Genomic DNA, 19,142 nt, shown 5'->3' with positions numbered 1-19,142 from the left:
GCTTTAGAAACAAGGGCTAGGGCTTCAAAGAGCTTTAGCCCTTTTTCCATTTCAGAAGATGTCTATGAACGAGTTGGAAGCCTTGGTCACCACGGCGCAATCGACCTTTGCGCAGGCGAACACGCCTGCCGATCTGGAGAACGCCAAGGCCCGGTTCCTCGGCAAGTCCGGCCGAATCACCGAATGGATGAAGGGCTTGGCGGCCCTGCCCGTCGACGAGAAAAAATCCCGAGGCACGGTAATCAACGTCGCCAAGCAGGCGATCGAGGCTTCGCTCAACGCCCGCCGCCAGGCGCTCGCCGATGCCGAACTCGACCGCCAGTTGCAGTCCGAGGCGCTCGATGTCACCCTGCCGGGCCGGCAGCGCGGCCAGGGTGGGCTGCACCCGGTATCGCTCACGCTGGAGCGGATCGAGGGCATCTTCGGATCGATGGGTTTCGAAGTGGCCGAAGGCCCCGAGATCGAGACCGACTGGTTCAACTTCACCGCGTTGAATACGCCGGAAGACCACCCTGCCCGCTCCATGCACGACACCTTCTACATCGAAGGCGGTACCGAGGCAGCGCCCCACCTGCTGCGCACCCACACCAGCCCGATGCAGATCCGCCACGCGGTACGGCATGTGAAACGCTACCGCGCACAACTCGACGCCGGCCGGTCTATGCCCGAAATCCGCGTCATCGCACCGGGTCGCACCTATCGGGTCGACAGCGATGCGACGCACTCGCCCATGTTCCACCAGTGCGAAGGCTTGTGGATCGGCGAGAACGTGAGCTTCAAGGACCTCAAGGTCGTCTTCACAGACTTCTGCCGGACCTTCTTCGAGAGCAAGGACCTGGTACTGCGCTTTCGTCCCAGTTTTTTTCCGTTCACCGAGCCGAGCGCCGAGGTGGACATCCAGTTCGGTAGCGGCCCCAACGCGGGCCGCTGGCTGGAAGTGGCCGGATCGGGCCAGGTCCATCCTAACGTGGTGCGCAACATGGGGCTCGACCCCGAGCGCTACATCGGCTTCGCCTTCGGCATGGGCCCCGACCGGCTCACCATGCTGCGGTACGGAGTCAACGATCTGCGCCTCTTCTTCGACGGCGACATGCGTTTTCTCCGCCAGTTCCAGTAAACCGACCCAAGTGACCCGACATGCAATTTCCGGAATCCTGGCTGCGCGAATTCTGCAACCCACCGCTCGACACGCAGGCCCTGGCCGATACGCTGACGATGGCCGGCCTCGAGGTGGAAGAACTCCAGCCCGTTGCGCCGTCCTTCGACAAGGTCGTCGTCGGTGAAATCCGCGAGGCGGTGCAGCACCCCGACGCAGACCGGCTGCGCGTCTGCAAGGTCGATGTCGGACAGCCCGAACTCCTCGACATCGTCTGCGGCGCACCCAACGCCCGCGTCGGCATCAAGGTGCCGTGCGCGCTGGTGGGGGCCGTGCTGCCGCCCGGTGCCGACGGCAAGCCTTTCGTGATCAAGGTGGGCAAGCTGCGCGGAGTCGAAAGCCACGGCATGCTGTGCTCGGCCCGCGAGCTGAAGCTGAGCGAAGACCATGGCGGCCTGATGGAACTGGCGTCCGACGCGCCGGTCGGCCAGGACATCCGCGCGTGGCTCAACCTCGACGACACGCTGTTCACGCTGAAGCTCACGCCCAACCTGGCGCATTGCCTGAGCGTGTACGGCATCGCCCGCGAAGTCGCCGCCCTGACAGGCGCGCCGCTCAAGCCGCTGACCTTCGAACCGGTGGCGGTGACGCAGGATGCGCGCCTCTCCGTGGCCGTCAGCGCGCCCGACCTGTGCGGACGTTTCTCGGGCCGCATCGTGCGCAATGTGAACGCCCGGGCGGCTACGCCCGGCTGGATGGTGGAGCGGCTGGCACGCTGCGGTCAGCGGAGCGTGTCGCCCCTGGTCGACATTTCGAACTACGTGATGTTCGAACTTGGCCGGCCGTCGCACATCTTCGACCTCGACAAGCTGAACGGCGGACTCGACGTGCGCTGGGCACGCGCGGGCGAATCGTTGAAGCTGCTCAACGGCACCACCGTGTCGCTCGACGACAAGGTCGGTGTGATCGCCGACAGCGCGCAGGTCGAGTCGCTCGCCGGCATCATGGGCGGGGACGCGACGGCGGTGTCCGACGCGACCACCGATATCTACATCGAGGCCGCCTTCTGGTACCCGAAGGCTGTCGCAGGCCGCTCGCGCCGCTTCAATTTCTCGACCGATGCGGGCCACCGCTTCGAACGCGGCGTGGATCCCCAGCAGACGGTCGAGCACATCGAGCACCTGACGCGCCTGGTGCAATCCATCTGCGGCGGCGATGCGGGCCCGGTCGACGACCTGCAACCGAGCATGCCGGCACCCCGCACCGTCGCCGTGCGACCGGCCAGGGCCGCCAAGGTCATCGGCATGCCGCTCAGCGCCGAGCAGTGCCGGGACGCGTTGGCATCGCTGGGTCTTCCGGTCGATATTCGGGGCGATGCGCTGGCCGTCACGCCACCGTCCTGGCGGTTCGACCTCTCGATCGAAGAAGACCTGATCGAAGAGATCGCGCGGATCGTCGGCTACGAAAACCTGCCGGCCACCCCGCCGCTCGCGCCGATCACGCCGCGGCTCGACGCCGAAGCCAGGCGCAGCCCGTTCGCGGTGCGCCGCCTGATGGCAGCGGCGGGCTATCAGGAAACGATCAACTTCAGCTTCGTCGAGGAGCGTTGGGAGACCGAACTGGCCGGCAATGCCGCCCCGATCCGCCTCCTGAACCCGATCGCGAGCCATCTGAGCGTGATGCGCTCGTCCCTTCTCGGCTCCCTGTTACAGGTTTTGAAGTTCAATCTCGACCGCAAGGCGAGCGCGATGCGGGCCTTCGAACTCGGCCGCGTGTTCGAGCGCGACGACACGGTGCAGGACAGCGACGCGACGGTCCAAGGATACCGCCAGCCGATGCGGATCGCGGGCGTCGCCTACGGTGGCAACGACGCGCTCCAGTGGGGCCGTCCGGAACGGCTGGTCGACTTCTTCGACGTGAAGGGGGATATCGAGGCGCTGCTCGCACCGGCCCGCCCGAACTTCCAGCCGTCGCGGCACCCGGCGCTGCACCCCGGCCGTAGCGCCGACGTGATTCTCGACGGCGTCGCGATCGGCGTGGTGGGCGAGCTGCATCCCCGCTGGCGCCAGTCCTACGGTTTCGCACAGGTGCCGGTGCTGTTCGAGCTGGCTCTGGATGCGGTGCTGCAGCGCCAGGTCCCCGCGCCGGTGGCCGTGCCCAAGCACCAAGACGTGGAGCGCGACCTGGCGGTGGTGGTGCAAGAAAACGTTACGCACCGGCAACTGTTCGATGCCGTGCGGAGTGTGCAGGATCCGCTGCTGCAGCAGGTGACCGTGTTCGACATCTACCGGCCCAAGCCGGGCAAGGACGGTGGTGTGGACACCGCGTCGATGGCCGAAACCGAGAAAAGCGTCGCGCTGCGCTTGGTGTTCAACGGAGGCGACGAAGTGCTGGACGATAAGCGGATCGATGTCTCGACCCAGTCGGTGCTCAACGCCCTTCAACAGCGCACCGCGGCCCGGCTACGTGCCTGAGAGAGTCCCCTATGGAAAACGACAATCCCTTGCTCGTCGAGAGCCTCGAACTGCCCACCCTGACCAAGGCGCAACTGGCGGACCTGCTCTTCGACCAGATCGGGCTCAACAAGCGCGAATCGAAAGACATGGTCGACGCCTTCTTCGACCTGGTGTCGGGTCGGCTGGTAGAGGGGGCGGACGTGAAGCTGTCGGGCTTCGGCAACTTCCAGATTCGCACCAAGGCGCCCCGCCCCGGCCGTAATCCGCGCACCGGCGAGGCGATCCCGATCCAGGAACGCCGCGTGGTGACATTCCACGCCAGCTCCAAGCTCAAAGAGCAGATCCAAGGGGGCGGCGATCGCGCCGTGGTGCCGGCAGCCACGCGTTGATTCGGGATGACGTCATTTTCCGGAGAGGCCGCATGCGGTACCCTCTGGCCGCTCAGAAAATTCGTCACCGTCCTCGACCATGGTCACCAGTACCTTAGCCCCCATCCCCGCCAAGCGCTATTTCACGATCGGCGAAGTCGCCGAACTGTGCGACGTCAAGCCGCACGTGCTGCGCTATTGGGAGCAGGAATTCGCTCAGTTGCGGCCAATGAAGCGGCGTGGCAACCGGCGATACTACCAGCACCATGAAGTGCTCATGATCCGGCGTATCCGCGACCTGCTGTACGACGAAGGTTTCACGATCAGCGGAGCGCGGGGAAAGCTTCAGGAATGGGTGCATGCGGAGAAAAGCACGTCCGCGACGGGGAAGCATGGAGCCGGCGCGATCCCGGTGCCGGACCCATCGGAACAACATGCGGATCGACAAGACGGACCGACGTGGTCGCATCCGCCAGAAGGGCATACGCCCTCGACCATTCGGCAGGAACTGCTCGCCATCCGCCGGATTCTCGAAACCGACGAGCAAGTTGGCCTATAATTCAATGCTTGTCGGCGTGTAGCGCAGCCTGGTAGCGCACTTGCATGGGGTGCAAGGGGTCGCGAGTTCGAATCCCGCCACGCCGACCATTGGATGCAAAAGGGCCACAGCTTTCGCTGCGGCCCTTTTCGTTCATGCTGAGGCGGTCGCTCAGATTTTGTCAGCGGTCTTCTTGAGACCATCCTTGACGGATTCTTTGACATCGCCATAACCTGCCTGGGTCTTGCCCTGTGCTTGGTCTGCCAGACCTTCGCTTTGCAGCTTCTCGTTGCCGACGACCTTGCCTGCAACTTCCTTGACCTTGCCCTTGGCTTCTTCCAAACGGCCTTCGACGTGATGCTTGTTCATGATGCGTCCTTTGAAGTTGGTTATCGCGAGGAAGACATTTCCCTCCGCTGTATTCAATTTATGCACGAATCCGTGCGAGGTGGGTCGGACAGAACCGATCCCGCAGTAGGACGTTCCATGGAGCTGTCGAAAGCCACTGCCACCGCGCGTTCGAAGGCCGCGCTTTCCCGACCAGGACGAACTTGAGATCGACCACGCGTGCGTCGTTGCAGAGACATCTGCCTTTCCTGCGTTGGCCGCGCCCGACCCGTGATCTGCTGGCGAACGAATTGTGGGCAGGTGTCACGGTGGGTCTGCTGCTTGTGCCTCAGGGTGCGGCCTATGCGTCGGTGGCCGGAATGCCGTTGATCACCGGCATCTACGCTTCGCTCCTGCCGGCGCTGATAGCCGTGCTGTTCAGCTCTTCGTCGCGCCTCGGCGTCGGGCCGACGGCGCTCAGCAGCCTGCTCATCGGCGCGTCGCTCGTCGGTTTGGCTCCACCCGGCAGCGCGCAATGGGTCACCTTGGCAGTGTGGCTTTCGCTGCTGTCGGGACTTTTCCAGATACTGCTCGGCCTGGGACGGTTCGGGTGGCTGCTCAATCTGGTCAGCTCTCCGGTGATGAACGGCTTCACGCAGGCGGCGGCCTGGCTCATCGTCGCCTCGCAACTACCCGCCTTGGTCGGCGCTTCTGGCGATTTCTCGCTGCTGGTGCGACGCCCGTACGTCTATGAAGAAGCCCTGGCCTACGGATTGGGCGCGATCGCCCTGCTGATGGCCGCCAAGCGCTGGCACTCGCGCTTTCCGGCCGCGATCGTCGTCGTGACGCTGAGCGCACTGGCGAGCCGCTGGACGGGATACGAATCGCGGGGAGGCGCCGTCGTCGGCGATCTACCTGCCGGCCTGCCATCCCTGTCTCTGCCTTCCATGATCGACGCCGCCACGTTCGCGAGCCTGCTGCTGCCCGCGCTGGTGATCACGCTGATGAGTTTTCTCGAAACGGCGTCCAGCGCCCGGGTGGACCACCAGCAGGCCGGCACACGCTGGGACGAGAACCAGGACCTGCTAGCGCAAGGCATGGGCAAGATCGCCTCGGGCCTGAGTGGCGCCTTTCCTACCAGCGCATCGTTCTCGCGCTCGGCGATCAACCTCTATGCCGGCGCGCGCACCGGCTACTCCACCATTTTCTCGGTGCTGCTGGTGTTAACCTTGTTGCAGTGGTTCATCCCGGTGCTGCACCATGTTCCGCAGTCGGTGCTGGCGGCGGTGGTGCTGACGGCCGTCTTCGGGCTGATCCGGCCGCGCCAGCTGAACGCCCTGTGGCGATTTTCGCGGGCGGAGGCGTGCATCGGATGGCTGACGTTCGCCTGCACCCTGGCGACGGCGCCGCGCATCCACTGGGGCGTACTGACCGGATTGCTGCTGGGCCTGGGCCACTTCCTCTACCAGCGGCTGCATCCGCGGATCATTGAGGTCGGTATCCATGCGGACGGAAGCCTGCGCGATCGGCACCTGTGGACGCTACCGCCCATCGCGCCGCGGTTATTCGCCCTGCGCATGGACGCAGCGCTCGATTTCGCATCGGCGTCGGCGTTCGAGCGGGCCATCACCGATCATCTGGCAGCGCACCCGGACATACGCCACGTCTGCGTCTTCGCCCAACCGATGAACTGGATCGATGCGACCGGCATCGAGTTCTTCGCGCAGATTCTCCGGCTACTCGAGGCGCGCGGTGTCACGCTGCATCTGAGCGGTCTCAAACTACCGGTGGACGCCACGCTGCGCAAGGCCGGCGTGCTGGTCGAAGGCGATCTGCTGCGCACCTATCGCACCGATGCGGAAGCCGTGTCGACCTTGAGCGCGCTGACAGTCCGGCCGGCCGACAATCCACACGTCGCGCAAGATGTCTTAGCGGCACCCTCCTGATAAACTCAGCTCCTTTCTTCAAGGCCCGTACGTGCCGTCCCCGGAAGCATCCTCACTCGTCGATTTGCGCGGCCTGCACCTGGACGCAGCCCATGCGCTTCTTGAACAGGCGGATCTGCGGGCGACGTTGGGTGGCGACATCACGGCCGAGAAATACCTGCAGCACGTCATCGACGGCCTGTGCGAAATTTCGCTGCGCGATCCGCTGACCGGGCTGGCCAACCGGCGGCAGTTTCGGGCGGTTCTCGAGCGGGAAATGGACCGGGTGGCCCGCTCCGGCGAGTTCGCGCTCTTGCTGATGCTAGACATCGACAATTTCAAGGCTGTCAACGACAACTACGGCCACCTCGTGGGCGACCACGTGCTGCAGGCGGTGGCTCGCATCCTCGACGACTGCGTGCGCCCGATGGATCTGCTGGCTCGCTACGGCGGCGAGGAGTTCGCCGTGATACTGCCGGGCTGCCAAGTGGCCTTCGGACAGGCGGTCGCGGAGCGGATCCGCCTCGCGGTCGCGTCCGCCACGCTGGGGGTATCGCCTTCGCTCGACCTGCAGGTGACGGTCAGCATCGGCGGCGCTTTCGCCCAGCCCTGGATCCGCTCGACCAGCCTGCTCTGGACCGACCGGGCCGACCACCAGCTCTATCGCGCCAAGGCGCTGGGCCGCAACAGGGTCTGCATGGACGACACGGTCGACAGCACGGTCAGCGCAGAGGAAAAGAGTCTTTTGTTTGGCCTTCCCCACACCGATACCCCGATACCAACGCTTGCGTCTTCCCAAGACGCCAACGGCAGCGCTATCTGAAAGCAAATGGACATGAGCGACGCGCCGACCCTTCCTACCTTTCGCGCGGGTACTCCCACAGCCAAAGTCATGGCCGTCACCAGCGGAAAAGGCGGTGTGGGCAAGACATTCGTATCCGCCAACCTGGCGGCCGCCCTTGCACGGCGTGGCCACCGGGTGCTGGTTCTCGACGCCGACCTGGGCCTTGCCAACCTCGACGTCGTGCTGAACCTTCATCCCAAGGTCACGCTGCACGACGTCTTCACCGGCAAGGCGTTGGTGGAAGATGCCATCGTCCAGGCTCCTGGCGGATTTTCCGTCCTGCTCGCCGGATCGGGCATGGTCGAATACTCGCGACTGACACCGGATGTGCGAACCGAATTCCTGCAGGTACTGCACAGCATCATCCCCCGTTACGACGTGGTGCTGCTCGATACCGGCGCCGGCATTTCCGACGTGGTGCTGTTCGCGGTGTCGCTGGCATCGGAAGTGCTGCTGGTCGCGACGCCGGAGCCGACCTCGCTCACCGACGCGTATGCGGCCATCAAGGTTCTGGCCATGCAGCAGAAGCGCCAGCAGGTGCGCATCGTCGTCAACCAGACGGCGCGCGCCGGCGACGGCCGCGCGATCACCGGCCAGCTGCAGCAGGTGCTCGACCGCTTCGTGACGCCGGAAGCCGGCTCCGTGATCAGGCTGCTGCATCTGGGCGATATCCCGGCCGACCCGGCCGTACGGGAAGCGGTCATGCGTCGCCAGTTGCTGATGACGGTTTCGCCGGGCTCGCCCGCGGCGATGGCGATCGCCCAGCTGGCGAACAAATTGGACGATACGGTGATCAAGCGGTAATCGCGCCGGCTGCCGGCCGTGTCACGAGGCGCGCGCCAGGCAGCGATCCAGTCGATCGGCATGCGCCTGCATTGCGCACGCCTCTTCCAGACGATTCGAACCGGCTTACGAAGCGTCGCCTCGGACGCTTCGGCTCAGATCTTCCACTTCTCCAGCAGCTTCGCCGGCCGCAGGCTGTCGTAGCCTTCGAACGGCTGGTGAATCCACGGATTCGTCGGCAAGAACTCCACCGAGTAGTCGGGCGTGAAGACCGACACGCCCTTGGTCCAGATCACCGCGCTGCGCAGTTCGGTGATCGGCGAATAGCTGGTGCGCAGGTTTTCGATCACAGACTTCAGTGTGTGGCCCGAATCGGCCAGGTCGTCGACCAGCAGGACCTTGCCGGCGATCTCGCCGCGTGGCGTGGTGATGAAGCGGGCGATATCCAGGTGGCCCTGTACAGTGCCCGATTCTGCGCGGTAGGAGCTGGTGGACATGATCGCCAGCGGCTTGTCGAACACCCGGCTCAGGATGTCGCCGGGCCGAAGGCCGCCGCGCGCCAGACACAGGATGGTGTCGAACCTCCAACCCGACTGGTGCACTTTGATCGCCAGTTTCTCGATCAGGCTGTGGTACTCGTCGTAGCTCACGTAGAGATGATTGCCGTCTTCCGTCAGCATCGATTATGCTCCTAAATTTATAGCAACAGGCCGGCGTGCAGCAGCAGCCGCGGCCCGATTCAACGCGAACGGCCGGTCAGGCGAGGAAGGGGTGGCGCATCATGATCGTGTGGTCCCGGTCCGGGCTGGTCGACACGATGTCGACCGGCACGCCGGTGATCTGCCGGATGCGCTGGAGGTACAGGCGCGCATTGACCGGCAGCTCGTCGTAGCGCGTCACGCCCACGGTCGACGCGGTCCAGCCTTCGAGCCGCTCGTAGATCGGCTTGCAGCGCGAAATCTCGTCGGCTCCCACGGGCAGGATGTCGGTGACTTCGCCGTCGAGCTCGTAACCGGTGCACAGCATCAGTTCCTTCAGACCGTCGAGCACATCGAGCTTGGTGATGCACAGGCCCGACAGGCCGTTGACCTGGGCACTGCGCTTGAGCAGGGCCGCGTCGAACCATCCGCAGCGGCGACTTCGGCCGGTGGTGACACCCTTCTCGGCGCCGATGGTGCTCATGTGGTGGCCCGGAGTACCGGGCGTCTCCCAGTCCAGCTCCGTCGGAAACGGGCCGCCGCCGACGCGGGTGCAGTACGCCTTCGTGATGCCGAGGATGTAGTGCAGCATGCCCGGACCCACGCCGGACCCGGCCGATGCGTTGCCGGCCACGCAGTTGCTCGAGGTCACATACGGATAGGTGCCGTGGTCCACGTCCAGCAGCGTGCCCTGGGCACCTTCGAACAGCAGGTTGGCACCGGCACGGTGGGCGTCGTTGAGCTCGCGCGAGACATCCGCGATCATCGGCTTGAGCAGCTCCGCATGGCGCATCGCTTCGTCGAACACCAGGTCGAAGTCGATGGCCGGTGCGCCGAGCACCTGGGTCAGCACGTGGTTGTGCAGGTCGAGCAGCACCCGCAGCTTCTCCGCGAAGCGCTCGGGATTCTTCAGGTCCTGCACCCGGAGCGCCCGGCGTGCGATCTTGTCCTCGTAGGCCGGCCCGATGCCGCGACCGGTCGTGCCGATCTTCTCGACGCCGCCCTTCTCGCGGTAGGCCTCGCGTGCCACGTCCAGCGCGGCGTGGAAAGGAAGGATCAGCGGGCAGGCCTCGCTGATGCGCAGGCGCGATCGGACCTCCACCCCTGCCTTTTCCAGGCCTTCGATCTCTTCGAACAGCTTGGCGGCCGACAGCACCACACCGTTGCCGATGTAGCAGGTCACGCCGGGCCGCATGATGCCGCTCGGGATCAGGTGCAGCGCGGTCTTCACACCGTTGATGACCAGGGTGTGGCCGGCGTTGTGGCCACCCTGGAACCGGACGACGCCCTGGGCGCTCTCGGTCAGCCAGTCGACCAGCTTGCCCTTGCCCTCGTCGCCCCACTGGGTACCGACCACGACCACGTTGCGGCCGGCAACCGGCCCGTTCGAATTGTTCATCTCGCTTCAGTCAGTTCAAAGGTGGAATCAAAGGGGCCGCACGGCCCAGGCCCCCACGCCGACGCGGGTCAGTGCGCGGTCGCAACGGAATTCGTCGACCTCGCTGTCGTGGCCGGGCAGTTCGCACACCACGGTTTCCCCGGCCGACCGCAGGTCTGCGATCGCCTGGCGCAGCGCATCGTCGTCACTCCAGGGCGCGCGGATCGCCGCACGCAGCGGGCGGGGCGCGACCAGGCCGACCAGCTCGCGCAGATCGAGGCTGAAGCCGGCTGCCGGGCGATTGCGGCCGAAGACCGCACCGACCTCGTCGTAGCGCCCCCCCCGTACCACGGCGTCGCTGGAACCCGGCACGTACATCGCGAACTGGACGCCGCTGTAATAGGCATAGCCCCGAAGGTCCGCCAGGTCGAAACTCGTGCCGGACGGCAGCGACGCCGCCAGCTTGCGCAGTTCGTCCAGCAGGGGAACGAGCCCGGGAAAGGCTTTGAAAGCCACGGCCGCTTCGTCGAGCACCGACGCGTCACCATAGAGCCGCACCAGCGACTGGAGCGCGTGCCGATGGTCCGGCGCTAACGCGCGACACGACGCGGTCACGCCGGACACATCCTTGGCGGCCAGCGCTGCCTGCAGATCGGCAAGAGCAGCGCCTTGCAGTCCGCTGGCCTGCAGCAGATGGCGCGGAATACGGGCGTCGCCCAGATCGACTTGGACGCCGGCGACGCCGGCCACATTCAGGCAATCCAGCGCGAGGCGGAGCACTTCCAGGTCGGCCTCCACGCCCGCGTGGCCATAGATTTCGGCACCGAACTGCAACGGCTCGCGCGTGGCATGCGGCCGGTCGGGCCGGGTCCGCAGTACCGGCCCGCAGTAGCACAGGCGTGCCACGCCGCGGCGGTTCAGCAGATGCGCGTCGATGCGGGCGACCTGCGGCGTCGTGTCGGCGCGCAGGCCCAGCATGCGGCCGGAGAGCTGGTCGACCAGCTTGAAGGTCTGCAGGCCGAGCGCCTCGCCCGTACCCGTCAGGAGCGATTCGAGATGCTCCAGCAGCGGCGGCATGACCAGTTCGTAGCCGTACGCGCGTGCCATGTCGAGCAGATCGCGTCGCATTTCTTCGATGTGCCGTGCTTCGGAAGGAAGCACATCGGCAATGTGATCCGGGAGGACCCAGGCGGACATGGAACGATCAGGCTGTTAAAAACGTGATTCTACCGATACGGCACTGCGCGTCGGGACGGGCCGCAGGGCGCGCGAAGGATGCCTGTCTGCATTGGTGCGATACGGCCCGAAGCCCCAGCGCCGACGGGGGCCGGCAGCGACAGCTCGCTGTGCGGCCCCGTCAGGGAATATGGGGTCGCCGGTGGTCAGGCTGTCGAAAACGCCTGCCGGTCGGCGAATCGAGGCCCGAACCCGATCAAGGACGCGGCGTGGCGCCGGCCTGTGCCGCACCGTTGCGGAACGCCTTGAAGAAATCCGATGATGCCGGATCGACGACCATGACGTCGCCCTTCTTGCCGAAGCTGGCCTTGTACGCGTCCAGGCTCCGGTAGAACTGGGCGAACTGCGGATCCTTGCCGAAGGATTCCGCATAGGTGCGGGCCGCTTCCGCATCGCCCTCGCCCTTGATCTTCTGCGCGTCGCGGTACGCGTTGGCCACCGTCACCTCGCGTTGGCGGTCGGCATCGGCACGGATCTTCTCGCCCTCGGCGGCGCCGGTCGAACGCAGTTCGTTGGCGACGCGCTTGCGCTCCGCCTCCATCCTGCGATAGACCGATTCGGTGATCGCCTCGACATAGTCGACGCGGGTGATGCGCACATCCACCACCTCGATCCCCCACGGACGGCCGCCCTTGACCACTTCCGTGACCTGGCGCTTCACGTCGTTCATCAGCTCGTCGCGCTTGAGCGCGATCAGCTCGCGGACCGTGCGCTTGTTGATCTCCGTCTGGAAGGCGTTGCGGACCACACGGTTGAGTTGCGCGGCACCGGCGTTCTCGTCCAGACCCACGTTGCGGATGTATTCCGAAGGGTTGCCGACACGCCAGCGGACGTACCAGTCGATCACTACGCGCTGCTTTTCGGCGGTCAGCATCGACTCGGTGTCGCTGCTGTCGAGCGTCAGCAGACGCTTGTCGATATACGACACGTTCTGGAACGGCGGCGGCAGCTTGAAATGCAGGCCAGGCTCGGTGACCACTTCGTTGATCTGGCCCAGCGCGTAGACGACGCCGAACTGGCGTTGATCGACCACGAACAACATGGAGCTCAGCAAGGCGAGCACCAAGAGGATGGACGAGGCGATAAATCCGATTCTGTTCACCTGAGGGCTCCTAGCGCGATTCGCGTTCGCGCGAGCGCGCGTTGTCCCGCGTGCGGGTATCGTTGGAAAACACGGGTGGCAACGTCGCGCCCCCCGCACCGGCCACGGTGTTGGCCGCCGCGGTCGCCGCCGCCGCGCCACCGTCGGGGGCGGATACGGGCTGGTTTTGGATCTTCAACAACTTGTCGAGCGGCAGGTACAGCAGGTTCGAGCCCTGGCGAGAATCCACCATCACCTTGGTCACGTTGCTATAGATGTTCTGCATCGCATCGAGGTACATCCGGTCGCGGGTAACCTGCGGCGCCTTTTGATACTCGGACAGAACCGACACGAAACGCTGCGAATCGCCCTGCGCCTGCGCCACGATCCGCGCTTTGTAGGCCTCGGATTCTTCCTTCAGGCGGGATGCGGAACCGACCGCGCGCGGCACCACGTCGTTGGCATAGGCCTGCGCATCGTTCTTGGCACGCTCTCGCTCCTGGCCCGCCTTCAGCACGTCGTCGAATGCCGCCTGCACCTGCTCGGGCGGACGCACCCCGCCCTGCTGCAGGTTGATGTTGACGACTTCCACGCCCACGTTGTAGCGGTCGAGAATGTTCTGCATCAGTTCGCGCACCCGCGGAGCGATCTGATCGCGCTCTTCGGCCAGCGCCGAATCCATCCGCATCTTGCCGACCACCTCGCGCACCGAACTCTCTGCGGCCTGCACTACGGCGGCGGTAGGGTCTTTGCTTTCGAACAGCCAGGCCCGGGCGTCGTTGAGCCGGTACTGCACTGCGAACTTGATCTCGACGATGTTCTCGTCCTGGGTGAGCATGGCGGAGCCGCGCAGACCGGTGGACTTGATGATCGCGTCGCGGCCGACATCGACCGAGCGAATCTGCGTGACGAACACAAGCTCGTGGCGCTGCACCGGATACGGCAGACGCCAGTTGAAACCCGCGCCGACGGTCGACTTGTACTTGCCGAACTGGGTGATGACGGCCTGCTGCCCTTCCTGCACGATGAAGAAGCCGCTGCCCAGCCAGATCAGCACTCCGATGCCCAAGATGAGCCCGATACCGAAGCCGGCGTTCTTCATATCGGGCTTGTAGCTGCCGCGGCCACCACCGCCCCCGGAGCCACCGTTGTCTCGCTTGCGGTTGCCGCCGCCAAACATACCGCCGAGCTTGCGGTTGAAATCACGCCACAATTCTTCCAGATCGGGCGGTCCCTGGTTCGGACCCGGCGTACGGCCACGCGGCGGGACAGGAGCGGCAGGCGGCGGAGCGACCGCTGGTGGCGGTGCCGGTGGCACATCGGGAGCGGCCGGAGGCGGCTCCGGATTGCGACCATTGGCCGATGCCTTGTCGTCACCGCGTCCCCAGCGGGGATCATTCAAATTGAACATTCCCCTGATGCGGCCCGACAGCCCCGTTCGACCCGGGGTCTGGTGTGTGAGAGTCATGCTCGAAGTCTCGTCGTGAAGTAGCCTGTAACGACCGATTGTGCCCAATCAGTCCATGGGAACCGGCAAAGGGACACCGTCCGCAGGGGGCATAGCAACGTGCTGCGACGCCGCGACCGCCGCCGACAGAGCCGCGCGCAGTTCGACCATGCCCACGCCCTGCTGCGCGCTGGTGAACACACGGGCTATCTGGAGGCCGTCCACCTCGAACGTATCGGCGGTCTGGCGCGGCGCCTGTTCGGGCGGGATAGCATCGAGCTTGTTGAACACCAGCAGCTGCGCAATGTCGGCGGCACCGATCTCCGCCAGCACCCGCCGAACCTGCTCCATCTGCTCGGGAAATGCCGGGTTCGACGCGTCGACCACATGCACCAGCAAGTCGGCATCGACCGCCTCGCGCAAAGTGGCCTGGAAGGCGTCGATCAGCCCGTGCGGAAGATCGCGGATGAAGCCCACGGTGTCCGACAGCGACACCGTGCGCTGCGCATCGGCCAGGTAGAGCTGGCGCGTGGTGGTGTCCAGGGTGGCGAAGAGCTGGTCGGCCGCATAGGCGCGCGCCTTGACCAAAGCATTGAAGAGGGTCGACTTGCCGGCGTTGGTGTAGCCGACCAGCGAGATGTTGAAGACGTCCCGGCGTTCGCGCTGACGACGCTGCGTGCCTTGCTGGCGCTTTACCTTCAACAGGCGTTCCTTGATGCGCTTGATCGAGTCGCCGATCATGCGGCGGTCCAGCTCGATCTGCGTCTCACCCGGTCCGCCCCGCGTCCCGATGCCACCCCGTTGACGTTCCAGATGGGACCAGCGCCGGACGAGCCGGGTGCTGAGGTATTGCAGGCGGGCGAGTTCCACCTGCAGCTTGCCCTCGTGGCTCCTGGCGCGTTGGGCGAAAATCTCCAGGATGAGGAACGTACGGTCGTTCACCGGCAAGCCGATATGACGTTCCAGGTTTCTCTGCTGTGCGGGAGAGAGCGGCTGGTCGAAAAGTACCTCGACCGCACCGTGCTGTTCGGCCAGCATGCGGATTTCGTCGGCCTTGCCGCTACCGACGAACAGTGCCGCATCGGGTGCCTTGCGCCTTGCCGCGATGCGCGCGACCGGATGCAGGCCGGCGGTCTGGGCGAGAAGGCCCAGTTCCTCCAGTTCGCCATCGAAATGCGGCTGACCGAGGTCAACGCCCACCAACAGAACCGCCGCCGCTGCCTGGCCGGAATCGTCGGTGTTATTCAATGGAGTTTGCAAGTAAGAAAGAAGAAGGGTTTTGCAATAGGGGCCGACAGGCCCGGTCCTGGAATACGGTCAAGCGGCGTTCGATTCCGCATCCGCACTGTCGGTGGTCGAGAAGTTCACCGCGCGGCCCGGAACGATCGTCGAGATGGCGTGCTTGTAGACCATCTGGGTCACGGTATTGCGGAGCAACACCACGTATTGGTCGAACGATTCGATTTGACCCTGGAGCTTGATGCCGTTGACCAGATAGATCGATACCGGCACATGCTCACGCCGCAGCGCGTTCAGGAAAGGGTCCTGCAAAAGTTGGCCTTTGTTGCTCACGATATTCTCCGTGTTCAGAGTTGTTGTTGTGAAACGTCACCTTACCACAGGCTTTTGCGCTTGCCGCGCATGCGACACATATCCACAAGAAATTTAGGTGGCGCTGCGAAAACGCGCCGGACCAGCCAATCCGCGCGGTTCAGCCTTTATCGGCGAACGGGTTTTGCGAGGTCTTCATTTCGATCCGCAGCGGCGTGCCGACGAGGTCGAACTCCTTGCGAAACCGGCCTTCCAGGAAGCGTTTGTAGGCATCGGTGACGTGCTCGAGCGAGTTGCCGTGGATCACGACGACCGGCGGGTTCATGCCCCCCTGATGCGCATACCGCAGCTTCGGGCGGAACATGCCGGCCCGCTGCGGGCTCTGGAACTGCACCGACTCGAGCAGAAGGCGGGTTAGTACCGGCGTCGACATCTTGCAGGTGGCCGAGCGGTGCGCCTTGGCGATCGACGCCCAGACCGGGCCCAGGCCGTGGCGCTTCTGCGCGGATATGAAATGCACCGCTGCGAACTTCAAGAACGGCAGGCGGGTCTCGACCGAGCGCTGCAACATCTCGCGCTGGTAGTCGTCGACCGCTTCCCACTTGTTGACCGCGACGACCACGGCGCGCCCGCTTTCCAGAATGTAGCCCGCGATGTGCGCGTCCTGGTCGGTCACGTCCTGCGTCGCGTCCAGCAGCAGCAGCACGACGTTGGCGGACTCGATCGCCTGCAGCGTCTTGACGACCGAGAACTTCTCGATCGCCTCGAAGACGCGGCCCTTGCGGCGCAGGCCCGCGGTGTCGATCAGCTCGAAGCGCTGACCGTCGCGCTCGAAGGGCACGGTGATCGCGTCGCGGGTGGTGCCGGGCATGTCGAACGCCACCAGGCGCTCTTCGCCCAGCCAGGTGTTGATCAGCGTCGACTTGCCGACGTTGGGGCGCCCTGCGACGGCCAGCTTGATCACGCCCGGATCTTCTGCAGCAACGGCATCGTCCGGGTCGGGCAGATGCAGCGGCTCCAGCGCGATCTCGATGAGGTCGCGGATGCCCTGGCCATGCGCCGCCGACACCGCATGCACCGCGCCCAAGCCCAGTTCGAAGAACTCGCCCAGTTGCACGCCCTCGGTCATGCCCTCGGCCTTGTTGGCGGCCAGCACGCAAGGCTTGCCGAGCCGGCGCAGATATTTGGCGATGTCGTGGTCCTGCGCGGAGAGGCCGGCCCGCGCATCCAGCACGAAGACCACCACGTCGGCTTCGGCGACAGCCTGCTGCGTCTGCCTGGCCATCTCCTTGTAGATGCCGGAACCGGCATCCGGCTCGAAGCCGCCGGTGTCGATGACGATGTACTCGTGCTTGCCCTGGCGGCCGTTGCCGTAATGGCGGTCGCGGGTGAGCCCCGCGAAGTCGGCGACGATGGCGTCGCGCGACTTGGTCATGCGGTTGAAGAGCGTCGACTTGCCGACGTTGGGGCGCCCGACGAGGGCCACGACCGGTTTCATGAATTCCTGACTGTGTCGCTCCGGCGGATCATTCGGGCACGAAGCCGAACACGCCGCCGCTTTTGGTCACGACGACCAGGGTGCCTTCTGCCTGCACCGGCATGGCCGCAACGCCCGAGCCGTCCGTCGTGAGACGGTTCAACGGCGCACCCGCATCGCGCGAGAGGAAATGCACGAGACCCGTGCCATCCCCGAACACGACCGATCGGCCCAGCACCAGCGGCGCCGTCAGCTGGCGGTACTGCAGACGGTCGATGCTCCAGGCCCGCTCGCCGTCGGCGCGGCGCCATGCGTTGACGAAGCCGTTGGACTCGGTGCCGTAGATGTTCTGCTCGTCGCCGTCGACGCCGGTGTAGCCGCTGGCAGGCTTGCTCCAGAGCAGCTGACCACGCGTCGCATCGACGCAGCCCACGGCCGACTGGAACGCCCGGGCGCACAGGACGCCGTCCTGCTGATTCACATGGCCCACCAGATCGACCAGCCGCTCGACGTCGTTGGTGCCGCGCGATGCGGCGATCGGCGCCTCCCAGCGCAGGCTGCCGTTATCGGGGTTGAGGCCCGACAAGCGGCCGGACAGACCGACCACCAGCGTGTCGCCCGAGGCGACCAGCACGCCGGCCTGGCGCAGCACCAGTGGCTCGCCCGGACGCGGCTGGTTCCAGAGCCGGCGACCGGTCTTGCCGTCATAGGCCGAAACCGATCGGTCGGCCGCCAGAACGAACACCCGGCCACCCGCGACCAGTGGCGGGGTGAAAGATTCGGCGGCGAGCCTGCTGCGCCACAGCTGCTTGCCGCCGGCGAAGGCGACGATCTCGTTGCCGGTGCTGACGACGGCCGCCAGCGTGCCGTCGCTGCCGACACCCGCCGACAGCGGAGCCCCGGCGCTCGCGCGCCAGAGCTCGGCACCGGTGCGCGCATCCAGCGCCACGACGTTGCCGTCGCTGCTGGCGAGGGTCACGGTGGAGCCGTGCACGTCGGCCACCAGCGGGAAGCCGACTGCGCCCACCTTCGTGGTCCAGGCCTGGCGCACGCCGATCACCGCGACATTCGGACCCAGTTCCTTCGGCTCGGGTTTCTTGCTTCCAAACCAGCCGCCGACGGTCGAGCCTACGCCTGAGAACATCGAGCACCCCGCGAGCGACGCTGCAAAAATGATAGCTGCCAGTCTAAGCACTGCCCCGGCTGCAGGCCTCTTTTGCTCGAAATTGGCAAATGCCGTCATGGTTTGACTCCTGCCGCTGTGGAAGCGGATTTGCCACCGCGCGGGTCGACCCCGAGGGCGTTGAGCTTGATCTCGACCAGGCGGCGGTACTCGGACCTTTCGCCGAACTCGTTCCAGGCGCGGGTGTATTCGGCCGCGGCCTCGGCCTTCTTGCCCTGCTGCTGCAGCACGTCGCCCTTGCGGTCGGCCGCCAGCGGGACGAACGGGGTTGGGAACGGTGCCGCCAGCTGGCGCAGGGCATCGTCGTAGGCCTTGGCATCGAGCAGCACCGCCGCCAGTCGCAGGCGGGCGAGCGACTGGTAGCCCTCGTCCTTCGATTTTTCGGCCACCCAGGCGAACGCCGCCTTGGCGTCGTCCACGCGGTCCTTTTCGTACAGGGTCTTGCCGGCGAGCAAGCCCGCCTGCGATGCATACGCGGTGCGGCCGAAACGGTCGCGGATGTCGCCGAAGGCGCGCTGCACCCGTTCGGCGTCGCCGGCCTGGGCTGCGCGGTCGACCTCGTCGTACAGCACCGATGCCTGGGCCGCCTGGCGGCGCTCCCAGAACTGGTAGCCGTTCCAGGCGGCCAGCGCACCGAACACGGCAATCATCACCCAGGTGATGAGCGTGCCCCAGCGGTTCCAGAAGTGCTTGAGCTGGTCGAGCTGTTCTTGTTCTTCGAGGTCGAGATGCGTGGCCATGGAATCCGTGTCGT

Annotated in this window: 18 protein-coding genes and 1 tRNA gene; 8 read left to right on the top strand and 11 right to left on the bottom strand. The window is 65.5% G+C overall.

Annotation, left to right across the window (positions count from 1 at the left end; translation table 11 throughout):
• Positions 1–64 precede the first annotated feature (64 nt).
• From pheS to DFQ15_RS01310, 5 genes are all read left to right on the top strand, one after another.
• Positions 65–1,117, top strand: a complete 1,053-nt coding sequence (pheS, locus tag DFQ15_RS01330) for a phenylalanine--tRNA ligase subunit alpha (protein WP_110464225.1) — start codon at positions 65–67, stop codon at positions 1,115–1,117.
• Positions 1,118–1,137: 20 nt separating this feature from the next.
• The gene (pheT, locus tag DFQ15_RS01325) at positions 1,138–3,570 is read left to right on the top strand and encodes a phenylalanine--tRNA ligase subunit beta (protein WP_110464224.1); all 2,433 of its coding nucleotides are present in this window, start codon (positions 1,138–1,140) and stop codon (positions 3,568–3,570) included.
• A gap of 11 nt (positions 3,571–3,581) precedes the next feature.
• Positions 3,582–3,941, top strand: a complete 360-nt coding sequence (locus DFQ15_RS01320) for an integration host factor subunit alpha (protein ID WP_110464223.1) — start codon at positions 3,582–3,584, stop codon at positions 3,939–3,941.
• Between the two features lie 79 nt (positions 3,942–4,020).
• Entirely contained in the window at positions 4,021–4,479 is a 459-nt protein-coding gene (locus DFQ15_RS01315) for a MerR family transcriptional regulator (RefSeq protein WP_110464222.1), read from the top strand.
• Positions 4,480–4,491: 12 nt separating this feature from the next.
• Positions 4,492–4,568: transfer RNA gene (locus DFQ15_RS01310), tRNA-Pro, on the top strand.
• Between the two features lie 61 nt (positions 4,569–4,629).
• On the opposite strand, the gene DFQ15_RS01305 is transcribed toward DFQ15_RS01310, so the two are convergent.
• A complete protein-coding gene (locus DFQ15_RS01305; protein ID WP_110464221.1) occupies positions 4,630–4,827 on the bottom strand; it encodes a CsbD family protein in 198 nt (65 codons plus the stop codon).
• Between the two features lie 182 nt (positions 4,828–5,009).
• On the opposite strand from DFQ15_RS01305, the gene DFQ15_RS01300 reads away from it, so the two are divergent.
• From DFQ15_RS01300 to DFQ15_RS01290, 3 genes are read left to right on the top strand one after another with little or no spacing between them, the layout of a single operon-like run.
• Positions 5,010–6,731, top strand: coding sequence for a SulP family inorganic anion transporter (locus tag DFQ15_RS01300; protein ID WP_199399790.1), 1,722 nt, complete (start codon positions 5,010–5,012; stop codon positions 6,729–6,731).
• A 31-nt stretch (positions 6,732–6,762) separates the two neighbouring features.
• A complete protein-coding gene (locus tag DFQ15_RS01295) occupies positions 6,763–7,533 on the top strand; it encodes a GGDEF domain-containing protein (RefSeq protein ID WP_110464220.1) in 771 nt (256 codons plus the stop codon).
• Positions 7,534–7,545: 12 nt separating this feature from the next.
• Positions 7,546–8,358, top strand: a complete 813-nt coding sequence (locus tag DFQ15_RS01290) for a MinD/ParA family protein (RefSeq protein WP_110464265.1) — start codon at positions 7,546–7,548, stop codon at positions 8,356–8,358.
• A gap of 134 nt (positions 8,359–8,492) precedes the next feature.
• On the opposite strand, the gene DFQ15_RS01285 is transcribed toward DFQ15_RS01290, so the two are convergent.
• From DFQ15_RS01285 to DFQ15_RS01240, 10 genes are all read right to left on the bottom strand, one after another.
• Positions 8,493–9,017 carry a phosphoribosyltransferase gene (locus DFQ15_RS01285; protein ID WP_110464219.1) on the bottom strand — a complete coding sequence of 175 codons (525 nt, stop codon included), beginning with the start codon at positions 9,015–9,017 and terminating at the stop codon, positions 8,493–8,495.
• A gap of 76 nt (positions 9,018–9,093) precedes the next feature.
• Positions 9,094–10,434, bottom strand: coding sequence for an adenylosuccinate synthase (locus DFQ15_RS01280; RefSeq protein WP_110464218.1), 1,341 nt, complete (start codon positions 10,432–10,434; stop codon positions 9,094–9,096).
• A gap of 27 nt (positions 10,435–10,461) precedes the next feature.
• On the bottom strand, positions 10,462–11,610 hold the full coding sequence (locus tag DFQ15_RS01275; protein WP_110464217.1) for an ATP phosphoribosyltransferase regulatory subunit: 1,149 nt from the start codon (positions 11,608–11,610) through the stop codon (positions 10,462–10,464).
• Positions 11,611–11,845: 235 nt separating this feature from the next.
• Positions 11,846–12,751 (bottom strand): protease modulator HflC, encoded by a 906-nt coding sequence (hflC, locus tag DFQ15_RS01270; RefSeq protein ID WP_110464216.1) that lies wholly within the window; start codon positions 12,749–12,751, stop codon positions 11,846–11,848.
• A 10-nt stretch (positions 12,752–12,761) separates the two neighbouring features.
• Positions 12,762–14,198 (bottom strand): FtsH protease activity modulator HflK, encoded by a 1,437-nt coding sequence (gene hflK, locus DFQ15_RS01265; RefSeq protein ID WP_110464215.1) that lies wholly within the window; start codon positions 14,196–14,198, stop codon positions 12,762–12,764.
• A 48-nt stretch (positions 14,199–14,246) separates the two neighbouring features.
• A complete protein-coding gene (gene hflX, locus DFQ15_RS01260; protein WP_233504210.1) occupies positions 14,247–15,425 on the bottom strand; it encodes a GTPase HflX in 1,179 nt (392 codons plus the stop codon).
• A gap of 69 nt (positions 15,426–15,494) precedes the next feature.
• Positions 15,495–15,749 carry an RNA chaperone Hfq gene (gene hfq, locus DFQ15_RS01255; protein WP_110464214.1) on the bottom strand — a complete coding sequence of 85 codons (255 nt, stop codon included), beginning with the start codon at positions 15,747–15,749 and terminating at the stop codon, positions 15,495–15,497.
• A gap of 139 nt (positions 15,750–15,888) precedes the next feature.
• Positions 15,889–17,226, bottom strand: coding sequence for a ribosome biogenesis GTPase Der (gene der / locus DFQ15_RS01250; RefSeq protein WP_110464213.1), 1,338 nt, complete (start codon positions 17,224–17,226; stop codon positions 15,889–15,891).
• Between the two features lie 28 nt (positions 17,227–17,254).
• Complete coding sequence (gene bamB, locus DFQ15_RS01245; protein ID WP_110464212.1) at positions 17,255–18,448, bottom strand: outer membrane protein assembly factor BamB; 1,194 nt, start codon at positions 18,446–18,448, stop codon at positions 17,255–17,257.
• Entirely contained in the window at positions 18,445–19,128 is a 684-nt protein-coding gene (locus tag DFQ15_RS01240; RefSeq protein WP_110464211.1) for a YfgM family protein, read from the bottom strand. The genes bamB and DFQ15_RS01240 overlap by 4 nt, the downstream gene beginning before the upstream one ends.
• Positions 19,129–19,142 lie beyond the last annotated feature (14 nt).

Origin of the sequence: Xylophilus ampelinus (assembly GCF_003217575.1) — a bacterium.
GTDB lineage: Bacteria > Pseudomonadota > Gammaproteobacteria > Burkholderiales > Burkholderiaceae_C > Xylophilus > Xylophilus ampelinus.
Note: the sequence above shows the minus strand (reverse complement) of the source record. Positions and strands in the feature narration are given on the sequence as shown.

What these genes read in the sequence shown, in the direction of transcription:
- DFQ15_RS01315 (WP_110464222.1), top strand. Translation starts at nt 4,021, where the DNA reads ATGGTCACCAGTACCTTAGCCCCCATCCCCGCCAAGCGCTATTTCACG.
- pheS (WP_110464225.1), top strand. Translation starts at nt 65, where the DNA reads ATGAACGAGTTGGAAGCCTTGGTCACCACGGCGCAATCGACCTTTGCG.
- DFQ15_RS01275 (WP_110464217.1), bottom strand. Translation starts at nt 11,610, where the DNA reads ATGTCCGCCTGGGTCCTCCCGGATCACATTGCCGATGTGCTTCCTTCC.
- DFQ15_RS01290 (WP_110464265.1), top strand. Translation starts at nt 7,546, where the DNA reads ATGAGCGACGCGCCGACCCTTCCTACCTTTCGCGCGGGTACTCCCACA.
- DFQ15_RS01305 (WP_110464221.1), bottom strand. Translation starts at nt 4,827, where the DNA reads ATGAACAAGCATCACGTCGAAGGCCGTTTGGAAGAAGCCAAGGGCAAG.
- DFQ15_RS01240 (WP_110464211.1), bottom strand. Translation starts at nt 19,128, where the DNA reads ATGGCCACGCATCTCGACCTCGAAGAACAAGAACAGCTCGACCAGCTC.
- bamB (WP_110464212.1), bottom strand. Translation starts at nt 18,448, where the DNA reads ATGACGGCATTTGCCAATTTCGAGCAAAAGAGGCCTGCAGCCGGGGCA.
- hflK (WP_110464215.1), bottom strand. Translation starts at nt 14,198, where the DNA reads ATGACTCTCACACACCAGACCCCGGGTCGAACGGGGCTGTCGGGCCGC.
- pheT (WP_110464224.1), top strand. Translation starts at nt 1,138, where the DNA reads ATGCAATTTCCGGAATCCTGGCTGCGCGAATTCTGCAACCCACCGCTC.
- der (WP_110464213.1), bottom strand. Translation starts at nt 17,226, where the DNA reads ATGAAACCGGTCGTGGCCCTCGTCGGGCGCCCCAACGTCGGCAAGTCG.
- DFQ15_RS01280 (WP_110464218.1), bottom strand. Translation starts at nt 10,434, where the DNA reads ATGAACAATTCGAACGGGCCGGTTGCCGGCCGCAACGTGGTCGTGGTC.
- DFQ15_RS01285 (WP_110464219.1), bottom strand. Translation starts at nt 9,017, where the DNA reads ATGCTGACGGAAGACGGCAATCATCTCTACGTGAGCTACGACGAGTAC.
- DFQ15_RS01320 (WP_110464223.1), top strand. Translation starts at nt 3,582, where the DNA reads ATGGAAAACGACAATCCCTTGCTCGTCGAGAGCCTCGAACTGCCCACC.